At 63.2% G+C, this 13,595-nt stretch carries 13 protein-coding genes; 8 read left to right on the forward strand and 5 right to left on the reverse strand.

The window, feature by feature from the left end:
• Positions 1 to 2 precede the first annotated feature (2 nt).
• Both H6979_07530 and H6979_07535 read right to left on the reverse strand, forming a co-directional pair.
• Positions 3 to 1,529 (reverse strand): YifB family Mg chelatase-like AAA ATPase, encoded by a 1,527-nt coding sequence (locus H6979_07530; protein MCP5139690.1) that lies wholly within the window; start codon positions 1,527 to 1,529, stop codon positions 3 to 5.
• Positions 1,530 to 1,553: 24 nt separating this feature from the next.
• Complete coding sequence (locus tag H6979_07535; protein MCP5139691.1) at positions 1,554 to 1,808, reverse strand: accessory factor UbiK family protein; 255 nt, start codon at positions 1,806 to 1,808, stop codon at positions 1,554 to 1,556.
• 250 nt (positions 1,809 to 2,058) lie between these two features.
• On the opposite strand from H6979_07535, the gene H6979_07540 reads away from it, so the two are divergent.
• The 8 genes from H6979_07540 to H6979_07575 all read left to right on the forward strand — a co-directional run bounded on the left by H6979_07540 (position 2,059) and on the right by H6979_07575 (position 10,978).
• Positions 2,059 to 2,397 carry a P-II family nitrogen regulator gene (locus H6979_07540; protein ID MCP5139692.1) on the forward strand — a complete coding sequence of 113 codons (339 nt, stop codon included), beginning with the start codon at positions 2,059 to 2,061 and terminating at the stop codon, positions 2,395 to 2,397.
• Between the two features lie 74 nt (positions 2,398 to 2,471).
• Positions 2,472 to 3,854 carry an ammonium transporter gene (locus H6979_07545; GenBank protein ID MCP5139693.1) on the forward strand — a complete coding sequence of 461 codons (1,383 nt, stop codon included), beginning with the start codon at positions 2,472 to 2,474 and terminating at the stop codon, positions 3,852 to 3,854.
• A gap of 102 nt (positions 3,855 to 3,956) precedes the next feature.
• A complete protein-coding gene (locus tag H6979_07550) occupies positions 3,957 to 4,469 on the forward strand; it encodes a DUF4124 domain-containing protein (GenBank protein MCP5139694.1) in 513 nt (170 codons plus the stop codon).
• Complete coding sequence (locus H6979_07555; GenBank protein ID MCP5139695.1) at positions 4,414 to 5,532, forward strand: sensor histidine kinase; 1,119 nt, start codon at positions 4,414 to 4,416, stop codon at positions 5,530 to 5,532. Before H6979_07550 ends, H6979_07555 begins: the two co-directional genes overlap by 56 nt.
• Positions 5,529 to 6,287, forward strand: coding sequence for a response regulator (locus tag H6979_07560; protein ID MCP5139696.1), 759 nt, complete (start codon positions 5,529 to 5,531; stop codon positions 6,285 to 6,287). The genes H6979_07555 and H6979_07560 overlap by 4 nt, the downstream gene beginning before the upstream one ends.
• A gap of 8 nt (positions 6,288 to 6,295) precedes the next feature.
• A complete protein-coding gene (locus H6979_07565; GenBank protein MCP5139697.1) occupies positions 6,296 to 7,147 on the forward strand; it encodes a helix-turn-helix domain-containing protein in 852 nt (283 codons plus the stop codon).
• A 24-nt stretch (positions 7,148 to 7,171) separates the two neighbouring features.
• Positions 7,172 to 8,350 carry a 5-demethoxyubiquinol-8 5-hydroxylase UbiM gene (ubiM, locus tag H6979_07570; protein MCP5139698.1) on the forward strand — a complete coding sequence of 393 codons (1,179 nt, stop codon included), beginning with the start codon at positions 7,172 to 7,174 and terminating at the stop codon, positions 8,348 to 8,350.
• Positions 8,351 to 8,575: 225 nt separating this feature from the next.
• Entirely contained in the window at positions 8,576 to 10,978 is a 2,403-nt protein-coding gene (locus H6979_07575; GenBank protein MCP5139699.1) for a TonB-dependent receptor, read from the forward strand.
• Between the two features lie 92 nt (positions 10,979 to 11,070).
• On the opposite strand, the gene H6979_07580 is transcribed toward H6979_07575, so the two are convergent.
• From H6979_07580 to H6979_07590, 3 genes are all read right to left on the reverse strand, one after another.
• Complete coding sequence (locus H6979_07580; GenBank protein MCP5139700.1) at positions 11,071 to 11,874, reverse strand: pyridoxamine 5'-phosphate oxidase family protein; 804 nt, start codon at positions 11,872 to 11,874, stop codon at positions 11,071 to 11,073.
• A gap of 68 nt (positions 11,875 to 11,942) precedes the next feature.
• The gene (locus tag H6979_07585; protein ID MCP5139701.1) at positions 11,943 to 12,506 is read right to left on the reverse strand and encodes a DUF4136 domain-containing protein; all 564 of its coding nucleotides are present in this window, start codon (positions 12,504 to 12,506) and stop codon (positions 11,943 to 11,945) included.
• A 70-nt stretch (positions 12,507 to 12,576) separates the two neighbouring features.
• The gene (locus H6979_07590; protein ID MCP5139702.1) at positions 12,577 to 13,590 is read right to left on the reverse strand and encodes an LLM class flavin-dependent oxidoreductase; all 1,014 of its coding nucleotides are present in this window, start codon (positions 13,588 to 13,590) and stop codon (positions 12,577 to 12,579) included.
• Between the last annotated feature and the right edge of the window lie 5 nt (positions 13,591 to 13,595).

Consider the following 13,595-nt stretch of genomic DNA (forward strand, 5'->3'; position numbering starts at 1 on the left):
CCCTACCCGGCGATCAATCCGTCGCCCTTGCCGCGGTCGGCACGCAGGCTGAGCGCTTCGGCGAGGTGCGTGCGACTGATGGCCTCCGCACCGGAAAGATCGGCCAGCGTACGCGCAACGCGCCGCACGCTGTCGAGCGCACGGGCGGAGAGTGCGAAACGGTTACCGGCCATCTCGAGCAGCGCCTGGGCATCGGCCTGCAGATGACAGTGCTCGCGCAGGCCGGCCGCATCCAGCCGGGCATTCAATGCGCCGGCACGCGACAGCTGTCGCTCTACAGCCGCCAGTACCCGGCTGCGCACGACAGCAGAACATTCAGTACCGGCGGGCGAGGCACCGGCCAGCTGGTCACCAAGGCCGGCCCGGCTGACGCTGACCACCAGATCAACACGGTCGAGCAACGGGCCGGAGACTTTCAGCTGGTAGCGCCGCACCTGCTCCGGCGTGCAGCGACAGGCCTCGGTCTGATCGCCGGCAAAACCGCAGGGACAGGGATTCATTGCGGCGACCAGCTGAAAAGCGGCCGGATATTCAACCGTGCGCAGCGCGCGGGCAATCGTCACCTGCCCGGTGCCCAGCGGTTCACGCAAGGCCTCGAGCACCGGGCGCGAGAACTCGGGCAGCTCATCGAGAAAGAGCACACCGTGATGGGCCAGGGAAATCTCGCCGGGGCGGGGATTGCCGCCGCCACCGACCATCGCCGCAGTCGACGCGGTGTGATGCGGGGAACGAAATGGTCGCTGGCGGAAGACCACCATTCCGCTGGCCAGCGAATGGACCGCCGCTGATTCAAGCGCCTCGCTTTCACTCATCTCGGGCAGAAGCCCCGGCAAGCGCCGGGCAAGCATGGTCTTGCCGGTACCTGGCGGACCGGTGAACAGCAGATGGTGCCCGCCGGCTGCCGCGACTTCGAGTGCATGGCGCGCCTGGGCCTGACCGCGCACGTCAGCGAGATCCTCAATGCAAAGTGGGCTCGCCGGCACAGCCACCGGCGCCGCGACCGGCGCGCGCAATTCGCCGCTGCCGTTCAGGTAGCGAACCACGTCGACCAGCTGATCGGCGAGAGCAATGCCTGCACCACCGAGCAGCGCCGCTTCACGCTCCGCCACGGCCGGCACAACAGCAGACCGGCCGCAGCGCCGTGCGGCCATCAGCGCCGGCAAGAGGCCGGGTACCCGGCGCAGTGCGCCGGAAAGCGCGAGTTCGCCATGAAACTCGATGCCGGCCAGACGCCCGGGACATACCTGTCCGGAGGCCGCGAGAATGGCGATCGCCGTGGCCAGATCGAAGCCGCTGCCACCCTTGGGCAGGTCAGCCGGCGCAAGGTTGACGGTGATCCGCCCGTCCGGAAATTCGAGTCCTGACTGGCTGATCGCCGCCCGCACCCGGTCGCGGCTCTCGCGTACCGCGGTTTCGATCAGGCCAATGATGGTGAACTGCGGCAGGCCGCTGCCCACATGCGCTTCGACCACCACCTCCGGCGCCTTGAGACCAAGCTGGGCGCGGGTCAGCGTGGTGGCAAGGCGCATCGCAGGGACGCAGCAGCCGTCTGCTCAGCCCTTGCTGCCGGTCCGCCGCGACTCGATGGCCTCGAGTTCCGCCTCCAGCGCGCCGAGCTTGTCGCGGGTGCGCTCCAGCACCTTGCGCTGCACGTCGAACTCCTCGCGGGTGACGAGGTTGAGCTTGTCGAAGGTGCTGGCCAGCAGCGCCTGGAAGTTCCGCTCCAGGTCAGCCTGTACCACGCGCATGCTGCCGGGCACGTTCGCGGCCAGCTTGCGGGCCAGATCTTCGATGAATTTCGCATCCATTGAGCAAGTCCTCTGAACGGCGCTCCAAAAAGCGCCAGACGCTGCTGCCGGCTGCACCAGCATGAGGCAACGCCCTCGTCTGAAAAAGCGCAAAGCCTTGCGCCAAGCGGCCTCCGCATGACTGGCACGGATCGTGCTTAGTCGTGCTGTCAGCTGCCGGAGATCGTGCCAGCCCCACCCGGGCCACACAAGCGGCAAATGACGGCAAAACACCAGCGACAGATGACTTGACATGCAAGGACCCGCTTTCATGAAACTGATCACCGCAATCATCAAGCCCTTCAAGCTCGACGATGTACGTCAGGCCGTCGTCGACATGGGCGTACACGGCGTGACGGTCACCGAGGTCAAGGGCTATGGCCGGCAGCGTGGACATACCGAGCTCTATCGCGGTGCCGAGTATGTCGTCGATTTCCTGCCGAAGACCAAGCTCGAGCTGGCGGTTGCCGACGACATCGCCGAACAGGTCATCGAAGCGATCGTCAACGTCGCCCGCACCGGAAAGATCGGCGACGGCAAGATCTTCGTCACCCAGCTCGACGAAGTCATCCGCATCCGCACCGGCGAAACAGGCAGCGAAGCTGTCTGAGCAAACCCCGGAAGAATCGAGCAGGAGAACAGACCGTGATACAGAACAAGACCCCCGCTGGCCACCCGCGCCGGATGGCTTTTTCCTCAGCTGCAGCGCTGCTGTTGCCCCTGATGCTTGCCGCCGGCAGTGCGCTCGGCGCCGATGCGCCAGTGCCCGACAAGGGCGATACCGTCTGGGTGCTGCTGTCGACCATCCTCGTCGTACTCATGACCATCCCCGGCCTTGCGCTCTTTTACGGTGGAATGGTGCGTTCGAAAAACGTCCTGTCGGTATTCATGCAGGTGTTCATGACCTTCTGCCTGATCGCACTGCTGTGGGCCATCTACGGTTACAGCCTGGCATTCAGCGGCAACGGCGTGTTCATCGGCGGTTTCGACCGGCTGTTCATGCAGGGCATTACCGTCGACTCGCTGGCAGCGACCTTTTCCAAGGGCGTGTACATCCCCGAATTCGCCTACTTTGCCTTTCAGCTCACCTTCGCCTGCATCACCCCTTGCCTGATCGTCGGCGCCTTCGCCGAACGCATAAGGTTTTCCGCAGTACTGCTGTTTGTGGTGGTCTGGTTCACCTTCGCTTACCTGCCCATCGCACACATGGTCTGGTTCTGGGCCGGTCCCGATGCCTATACGGATCCCGCCGCCGGCGCGGCCGCCGGCGAAGCGGCCGGTTTCCTGTTCCAGAAGGGTGCGCTGGATTTCGCCGGCGGTACCGTCGTGCATATCAATGCGGGCATCGCCGGACTGGTCGGCTGCCTGTTCGTCGGCAAGCGCGTGGGCTACGGGCGGGTGGCCATGCCGCCGCACAATCTGCCGATGGTCATGATCGGTACCTCGCTGCTGTGGGTCGGCTGGTTCGGTTTCAACGCCGGTTCGAATCTTGAAGCCAATGGCCTGGCCGCGCAGGTGATCGTCAACACGGTCCTTGCTACAGCGGCAGCGGCGCTGGCCTGGTCCTGTGCCGAATGGGTACACCGCGGCACGCCGACGGTACTCGGCGCCGCATCCGGTGCCGTTGCCGGGCTCGTGGCGGTCACCCCCGCCTGTGGCTGGGTCGGACCGATGGGCGCAATCTGCATCGGCTTCGTCGCCGGCCTCATCTGCCTGTTCGGCGTGACCCGGCTCAAGGCGATGTTCGGCTATGACGACTCACTCGACGTCTTCGGCGTGCACGGCATCGGCGGGATCGTCGGCGCGCTGCTGACCGCCGTTTTCTGCGATCCGGCGCTGGGCGGCACCGGTGTATACGACTACGTCGCCAATGCCACGGCCGACTATTCCATCACCGCACAGCTGACTGCCCAGCTGTGGGCAGTCGGTACCACGATCCTCTGGTCCGGCGTGGTTTCGGTGGCCGGCTTTGCGCTCATCGACAGCACCATTGGCCTCCGCGTCAGCGAAGACCAGGAGCGGGCGGGCCTCGATACCTGCTCGCACGGCGAGAGCGCCTATACCTGAGCGTGAACTGTGTCTGATTTTCCGGGGCCTCGCTGATGGCATAATCGCGGCCATGCGGGCGGTATCGATACGGCCCCGGCATCTTTCACAGAGGTCCCGAACATGCAGCGCCTGATTACTGCCAGCGGCTTGTCCGCCCTCGTTCTCGCCTCTGCCCTGGTTGTGACACCTGCGCTCGGCCAGCAGGCCGCAGTCTACAAGTGGGTCGACGACCAGGGCGTTCCACACTACAGCGACCAGCCGCCGGTCAATGCCGCATCTGAAACGCTGCCGATCCGTTATCGCCGGACGGACAAGAGCACGGCGCAGGCGCGGACCAAAGGCAATGAGACCCAGGGAGACGCTGCAACCCCGCCAGAGGGTCAGCAGGACGCCGACGATGCTGCCGGCAGTGCCGATGCTGCTGACGCTGCGATGACCGATCGCGAGAGGAACCTGGCGCAACGGGCTGCGACCTGCAAGAAGGCGCAGGAGCGTGTGGCAAACTACAATCAGGCCCAGAAGCTTTACAAACCCGGTCCGAACGGCGACCGCATCTACCTGACGGATGAGGAACTCGATGCCGAGCGCGCAGATGCGGAACGGGTCATGGAAGAATGGTGCAGCGAGGAATAGCACGGGTTCTGACGGCTTCGAAATCCCGAATCTCTGCTCCCCGCTCGCCGTCTTTGGCGTCGTACTCGCATCACAACTGCTGGCCCTGCTGCTGACACTGGCCGGCCAACCCGGCTGGTGGGCGTTCTACAGCCATCTTGCCCAGACCGCGCTCCTGCTGCTCTGGACGGGGCTGCTCAGCGCGGCATTGCTGTGCCGCCTGCGCGGCTGGCTGGCGCGCTTTCCCGTACCGGAAGGCAGCGTCATCACCTTTCTGGTGGTCATGGCTTGCGTCGCTGCCGTCTCGGAAGCGGCATTCTGGCTGGGCAGGGTTCTCGGCACCGGTCCTGATACCGGTGGCGGCTGGTTCCCGACCAATCACCTGGGCTTCCTGACCCGGAACCTCGCCATCGGCATGCTGGTGACCGCGCCCGTGCTGCGCTATTTCTATGTCTCCCAGCAATGGCAGCGCAATGTCCGCCGTGAAGCCGAGTCGCGGCTCAATGCGCTGCAGGCGCGGATCCGCCCGCACTTTCTCTTCAACAGCATGAACACCATTGCCGCACTGACCCGCAGCAACCCGCTGGCCGCCGAACAGGCCGTGGAGGATCTGGCCGATCTGTTCCGGGCCTCGCTGCGGGATGGCCGACAACTGATCCCGCTGCGCGAAGAGCTCGAGATCGCCCGCGTCTATGAGCGCATGGAGCAGCATCGGCTGGGCGAACGCCTGCAGGTGGACTGGCAGCTGGGGCCGCTGCCGGAAGATACGGCCATTCCCGGACTCACCATCCAGCCGCTGCTGGAAAACGCGATTTACCATGGCATCGAGCCGATGCCGACACCTGGCCGCATCCAGGTATCGGGCGAATCGACCGGCGGCATGGTGCGCATCAGCGTCAGCAACCCGCTGCCGCCCGCGGTGCTCACGGCACGACAGGGCAACCGCATCGCACTCGACAACATCCGCGAACGGCTGGAACTCGCCTTTGGCGTGCGCGGGGTGCTGTCCGTGACCGACACGGTGCCGGGCATGTTCACCGTCACCATCGAATTCCCGGCCGATCGTCAGGCGCTGCCCGCATGAGCAGCGCGACCACAGGCGTACTGATCGTCGATGACGAGCCGCCGGCGCGCAGCCGCCTGCGCCAGTTGCTGGCGGAAATCCCGGGCTTCAGCGTGGTCGGCGAGGCCAGTCACGGCGAGGAGGCCTTGCAGGTGGCCAATGAACTGCACCCCGACATCGTGCTGCTGGATATCCGCATGCCCGGACTCGATGGCCTGCAGGTGGCCGGCCACATGGCGAACTGGGCGCAGAAGCCGGCAATCATCTTCACCACGGCTTACGACGAATATGCGATCCAGGCCTTCGACGCACAGGCGATCGGCTATCTCCTGAAGCCGGTGCGCCGCGAACGCCTGCAGCAGACGCTGGCCCATGCGGCGCGCATCAGCCGCATGCAACTGGCCGAATTGCCCGGTGCGCTGCCACGCACACAGATCTGTGCCCAGCGCGGCCGCGCCCTGCAGATGATTCCGGTCGAAGACATATACTGCTTTCAGGCCGACCAGAAATACGTAACGGCATATTACGCCGGTGGCGAAGCACTCCTCGACGAACCCCTGAAGAGTCTAGAAAGCGAGTTTGGCGAACGCTTTCTGCGCATACACCGCAATGCCCTGGTGGCCATCGACTACATGGACAGCCTCGAACAGGAAGACAACGGTGCCTGGCAGGTACGGCTCAAGGCCGGCTTGCCGCCACTGGCCGTGAGTCGCCGCCATGTCGGCGAGGTCAAGCGAAGGCTGCGAGCCGGCCGGAGCTCCGGCACTCCCGTATAATCGGCCACATGCCGTGGTCCGGAAAAAAAGACAACCCAGGTGGTGATGCCGCCGGCAAGGGCGCAAAAAACGCCCGGTCAGCTGCAGCGGCGACCCCGATCAAGACGGGTCCGGCGCGGCCGCGCTGCGGGACCTGCATCCTGCGGCCGCACTGCCTGCCCGCCGGCCTGGCACCCGAGGCCCTGCGCAGATTCGAGAATATCGTTCAGCACTCCGCCACCCTGGCACCGGGCGAACACCTGTTTCGAGTCGGCGACAAATTCCATTCCCTGTACGCCGTGCGTACCGGATGCCTCAAGACCTGCGCCGTGGATCCAAACGGACGGGAGCACGTGATCAATTTTCATTTCGTCGGCGAGCTTATCGGCATCGATGCGATCTTCCCGGAGCAGCATTTTTCAGACGCCATTGCGCTGGTGGAAAGCTCGGTCTGTCACCTGCCCTATCGCGCCATCAGCCAGCTGGCTCGCGAGATTCCGGAACTGCAGCTCCAGATCCTGCGCGGGCTCAGCCGCCACGTGTTCAGCATGACCAGCATCTCCGGCGACTTCACTGCCGAGGAACGGCTCGCGGCCTTTCTCGTCATGGTCGGTGCCCGGCATCGACTTGCGGGCGGTGTCTCGACCGAACTGCAACTGGCGATGTCGCGTCAGGACATCGCCAACTACCTGCGCCTCGCGACCGAGACGGTCAGCCGCATACTCGCGCGTTTTCAGAAAAGCGGGCTGTTGCGTGCCAATCGCCGGCAGATCACCCTGCTGAATCCGGAGGGTCTGTACGCAATCGCCGAGTGCATGAACCCCTATTCCAGGTGCGGGATCAATCGCCACCGGCCGGAATCAGGGACCACCCGCCGCTGAATCAGGCGCGGTCAGGAGCAAGACATGGTCAACGAGCGGGACGTAATCATCATCGGCGCAGGACCGGCTGGCCTGTCACTCGCGATTTCACTGGCGGATGCGGGCTTCGGCGTGACGGTCGTCGAGAAGCTGCCGCGTGCCGTCCTGGCCGACCCGCCGGCCGATGGCCGGGAGATCGCACTCACTCACCGCGCCGCCGACATCCTGCAGTCGCTGGGAATGTGGCAGCACTATCCTGCCGGAGACGTTTCGCCGATCCGCGAGGCCCGGGTGCTCGATGGCAAGTCACCGCACTTTCTGGGTTTTGACACGCGTGGCACGCAGCAGACCGAACTGGGCTACCTGGTGGCGAATAACGTGATCCGCAAAGCCGCCTTCGAGGTGGCGTCGTCCATGCCTTCGATCGAGATCATCAGCGATGCGGCGGTCAGCGGCGTGGCGACGACTGCAGATGCGGCTGAAGTGCGCCTGGCTGACGGGCGGAACCTGGAGGCTCCGCTGATGGTCGCCGCCGACAGCCGGTTTTCAGACGCGCGGCGCCGCATGGGCATCGGCGCGGACATGCGTGACTTCGGGCGCACCGTGATTGTCTGTCGCCTGTCCCACGAATTGCCGCACAACGGGATCGCGCACGAATGTTTCCACTATGGCCGTACTCTCGCGGTGTTGCCGCTCAATGGTCTGGTGTCTTCGGCGGTCATCACGCTGTCGGCCGACCAGAGCAATGCCATGATGCAGATGCCGGTCCCGGAATTCGAAAAGCTGGTCACCGAGCAGTTCGAATCCCGGCTCGGCCCGATGCGGCTGGTCGGCGAACGGCACAGCTATCCGCTGGTCGCGGTATATGCGCAGCGCTTTGTTGCCCATCGCTTCGCGCTGCTTGGCGACGCCGCGGTCGGCATGCACCCGGTTACCGCACACGGCTTCAATTGCGGCCTCTACGGGGTGGCGTCGCTGACCCGGGCCCTGCGCGGTGCGCGCGCCGCCGGCCGGGATATCGGCAGCATGTCGGTGCTGACTCGCTACCAGTCCGAGCACCGGCGGGCGACCCGGCCGATCTATCTGGGCACCAATGTGCTCGTCGGCCTGTTCACCGACGACCAGATGCCGGCGCGCTTTGTCAGGTCGGCCGTGCTGCGTCTCGCCAACCGGTTGCCGCCCCTGAAAGCCGGAATTACCCGTCAATTGACCGGCCGGGCCTGACCGCTATTCGGACAACCTATCGAGTCGCGATTTGCTTGGCGGCCACAATCAGCGAATTACTGTCGCTTGTAATGTAGCCGTCCGTAAGTTCCACTATAGACAAGCGCTTGACTTGCCTTCGTAGTGTCGGCACGTTGTACTAACTTTATATCCACTTGGCGGAAGCAATGCTTTGTGTTGCACTCGCGCTACAGTTATTGTTCCTAAAGAGAGGGGGAAACCCGCATGAAACCGATCGATTATTTCAACAAGCCCTTATTGGGCCTTGCCGCAGCGGGCATCACCCTGCTCGCGCAGCCTGCAATGGCAATCCCCGAAGAGATTGTCGTTACCGCTCGTAAATATGAGGAAAGCATCCAGGAAATTCCAATTGCAGTGAGCGCATTCACTGCGCAGAACATCGAACAGCTCAATCTGAAGAGCATCGACGATATCGCGAAGTTCACGCCGGGCTTCTCGTTCACCTCCGGCTTTGGCCGTCAACCGGGCTCGGATCGTCCGTCATTGCGCGGTATCACGACTGTCGTCAACGGCGTCGCCAACAGCTCTGCTGTCGGGTATTTCGTCGATGGCATCTATCTGTCCGGCTCACCGCAGGCGACCGAGCTCTCCAACCTGGAGCGGGTGGAAATCATCAAGGGTCCGCAGGCCGCACAGTTTGGCCGTGGCACCTATGCTGGCGCGATCAACTACATCACCCGCAAGCCCTCGCTTGACGGACTCGAGGGTGGCGCCACCATCACCGGCGCGGAACACGACACCCAGGAGTACTCTGGCTGGCTGAGCGGACCACTCATCGACAATCAACTCGCTTACTACCTCAGCGCGGGCTACGACACCTACGGCGGTGAGTTCACCAACCAGGCCTATGGTGACAAGCTGGGCGGCACAGAGACCAAGAACATCACTGCCAAGCTGCTATGGACGCCGCTGGATGGCCTTGAGATCACCCTGAAGGGTGGCATGCAGCGCACCGACGACGACCATTTCGCGATTTACCTGCAGCCCAGGACGCTGAACAATTGCTACCCCAGAACCGCGACCACGCCACGCGCCCGCGGTTACTACTGTGGTACCGCCGTTCTCGACGAAAACAACATCAACCTCGCGACCGGGTTGCTGGAAGGTGCCGACGGTGGCATGTCGGGTGCCGAAATCGATCGCGATCTGGCGAGTCTGGCCATCGAGTACACCGGTCCAAGCGGCTACACGTTTACCAGCACCACGGGCTACATCGCGGACAAGGTCAATACGGGCTTTGACAATTCCTACGCCAACTATGACCCCGTCCCCTTTGGCGCGTCGGCTGGCAGCTTTTACCAGCTGGATGAGGACAAGTCGGAGACCTTTACCCAGGAGCTGCGTGTCACTACGCCACAGGATGCGCGGGTTCGCGGTACGTTTGGCTTCTACTTCCTGGATATCAAGGCATGGGAAGTCTACAACCGCAAAGTTCTGTCCAGTGGCGTGTCAGCACTGCAGACGATCGCCAATCTGACCACGCAGAGGGTGCAGAATCGCGCCGTATTCGGTGGCATCGATGTGGATATCAACGACCGCCTCACGGTAGGCCTGGAAGGTCGTTACTCGAGCGATGACGTCGAGGTCTCCAATGTCGTCAATGACGGCACCGGCACTATTGATCCCTGCGCAGGCAGTTCGAGCTGCCAGAAGACTTTCACCAGCTTTACGCCGCGTCTGACCGCACGTTACCGGTACAGCGACGATGTCAATCTCTATGCCAACATCGCCCGCGGCACCAAGCCCGGTGACTTCAATGCGACGCTGCCGAACGATCCGGTTTCCGGGTTGCCCGATGAGAGCTTCCGTGCCGTCGATGAAGAGACCATGTGGAGCTATGAGATCGGTGCCAAGACCGAGTGGCTCGATCGTCGCCTGATCGCGAATTTCGCGGTCTACTTCAACGACGTGGAAGACCAGCAGCTGACGACCAACATCGAAGGTCCGGGCGGCGTGCCCCAGTCGGTGCTTGCAAACGTGGGCAAGACCGAAGTCTGGGGTGCAGAACTCGAGACCAACTTCGCCATCACCGACAACTGGACTGCCGGGTTCATCTACGCCTGGACTCACTCCGAGATCAAGGAGCGGATCAGCACTGACCAGGCCGATCTGGTGGGCAATGTCACCGGCTTTACGACACTCAGCAATTACTACAACGAGTTCGGTGACGTATCCGGCAAGCAGTCCCCGCGTGTACCGGAGAACCAGTTCGCGCTGTTCACCCGCTATGACATACCGTTCAGCTGGGGCAGCATGTTCGTCGGTGCGGACTACACCTTCGAGGAGTCGAAGTATTCACAGGAGCACAACCTTATCGAGACGGGAGACCGCAATCTGCTCGGCGCGCGCATCGGCGCCAACTGGCAGAACTGGCAGCTTACCGCCTGGGTCAAGAACCTGACGGACGATGACACCCCGCTGGATATCCTGCGGTACATCGACCGGCAGGCGTCCTCCGGCGGCGCACTGCCCAGCTGTACCGCCTCCGGCGGAACGGCCGCACAATGCGTCTCGACCTCGACCAGCGGTCGCGGATTCGGCCTGACCCTGCAACCCGGCCGGCAGGTCGGTGCAACGCTCAGCTACAAGTTCGGCGGTGCCCAGTAACGGTCACCTGGCCAGAGCGACGACAATAAAAAGGGCGGTGGATCGTGAGATCCACCGCCCTTTTCTTTTCAGGCGACCTTTTCAGAGCGCCATCAGTCGGTGACGACGCCCGTGCGACCACGCAGCCAGCGCTGGTAGACCGCATAGCCTTCACCGAGCGTCGTATCGAAGTAGTAGATCTGCTCGGGCTTGATGCGGATAAGGTCGAAGCGACGCAGGGCCCGCTCCTTCTTCACACGCACCAGGTTGTACTTGTCGACGGCAACACTGAAACGCGGATCAGACGAGGGAATCACCTCCGCCGTACCATTGATTTGCGTACTGCGCCACAGCTTGGGACCCCCTTCAGCGATGCTCCAGCCCGCAAAGTGCACCGCACTGATGTTCGGGTTCTTGCGGATCTGCAGCAGCTTCTCGGTACCGATCTCGGAAACGACGTAGAGGACCTTCTCGTCCTTGTCGAGCACCATGTCGACCGTGGTCGCCAGCGGCTTGTTGTTGATGGCGGTGGTCAGCGCGAACCGCTCGCGGCCCGGCAGAAACTCGACGATCTTCTCCCAGATCTTTTCCTGGGGGAGCTGCATCGAACTGCGCGCCATCTGCCGGGTGGCGGAAGCGACGGTATCAATGGTGAAGTCCACATCGTGGCACTCGGCACAGGTCATGCCCTGCGGGAAAGCGCGATGCTTCTTGTTCATGAAGTCGTTCGCGGTGATCGGCGGTCCCGGGATGATGACCGCATCGATGCCGCGTTCGCCGCCGCCCACATTGACGCCCGCAGCCGGCTTCTGTTCCGCCTTGGCGGGCTCCGCCGCCTGCAGCAGCGTCGTACTGAGTGCAAACGGCACAGCGGCAGCTGCCGCGATGCCGATCAGCAGGGATTGTCGTTTCTTCATTGCAATTACCTCGTCGCGTGTATGTTCAACATTCAAGAAAATCCGGTGCCAGCCCGAGTTCGCATGAGTCAGGGTGCAGCCGTCCGGGCGGGTAGATCCTGCATCGCCAGCGCGACGGCCCGGGCTACCGCATCCGCCTCCAGGCTGCCCTTCTGCATGCTTCCCGCGATGGAGCCAAACCACAACTCGCGGTTTGCCGCAGCGTCCACTACATGGATGACCAGCCGCCCTTCGCGATAGCTTTGTACGCTCGGACTGCCGACATTGACCGAACCACCCACATTGCTGCCAAAGCTGCCGACACCGATGCCGATGCGGAACGGACTGGATTTCAGGCGTTCGTCAGCCGCGGTCTCGTAAGCGATCCACAGGTCGGGATCATCTTTTGCTTCCGTATATCCGCGGCGGGTCATTTCGGTACGGATGGCCTCACGGATATTGGAATCCAGCAGTCGCATGGGTTCTTCGCTGCCGGCGGCGGGCGGAGGCTGCCAGCCGAAGGTACGGTAGGCAGCGAAGTTGGCGTCTGGTGCGGTCTGTGACGCGCGCTCGGGCGACGAGGGACTGGTGCAGCCCCCAGCCAGCAGGGCGCTGACGATCAGGGCCAGGCTGGAAGCAGACTTGATGCGCATGAAGGACCTCGCCTGTTATAAACACTGTATTGACAGTAGAAAAACTAACTCATTGTTTACTTTTATGTTGTTAGCGGCGCAACCTGGGCAGCAATTCCTTGCCGATGATGTGCAGCGACTTCTCCGGCTCATCGTGCAGACGCAGCGCATTCTCGGTCATGCCGGCTGCGGCGAAGGCCTTGATGCGCTCCACATGCCGGTCCAGATCACTCAGATCGCCGGCCAGGCTCAGGCCTTCGACCAGCTTGGCGACGATCTCCGGCGCCACGCCCTTGATCTCGCCAGCCTTGGTGCGGAACGCGGTGAGGAATGCGTCCTTGTTGTCATGGACGACCTTCGCTTCCTCGGGCGTCAGGAAGGGTTCGTACCAGGCCTCCTCCAGCCAGCCACGGACCATGAGTTCGCGGCGCGCCTCACGGAATGAGGCTTCACGGTCTTCCTTGATATGGAAGGCGCAGAAGTTGTTGACGCGGAAATCGGCAGCGCTGCGGCCATGCCGGGCCAGCCCCTCGCGAACGTCGCCCATGCACTTCGGCAACATCGGCAGGATCATGTCGCTGAACATGGTGCCATCGGCAAACCGCGTCGCCATATCGAGCATCTTCGGACCGGTGGCACCCGCGTAGATGATCGGTGGCGTGCCCTTTACCCAGGTCGAGCGGAAATAGCGCGACTTGTAGACCTCGCCATCCCACACCACCACATCGCCGCGTACCGCGCGCTTTGCCATCGCCACCGCTTCGCCAAGGCCCTTTACGCGTTTGCCGTAAGGCTTGTTGAGGACGCCGGGCCATTCCCCGCCACCGCCGATCACCACCATGCCACGGCCATTGGAGTACTCGTTCAGCGTCGCAACCGCGTTGGCAATCTTCAGCGGATGCATCTCGTAGGGACTGATGACGACGGCACCGAGCATGATCTTTTTCGTGGCTGTTGCCGCCGGCATGAGGCACATGAAGGCATCGCGCGCATTGGCGTAGTTCTGCGTCCAGAGGCCGCGTATGCCGTAGCTCTCGGCAATCGCGGCCAGCTCCGCAACCCGTGCGGGCGTGACGTCCGCTTCAAGAATGATGTCGATTTCCACTAGAG

It is taken from the genome of Chromatiales bacterium, from assembly GCA_024234935.1.
Taxonomy (GTDB): Bacteria; Pseudomonadota; Gammaproteobacteria; order Steroidobacterales.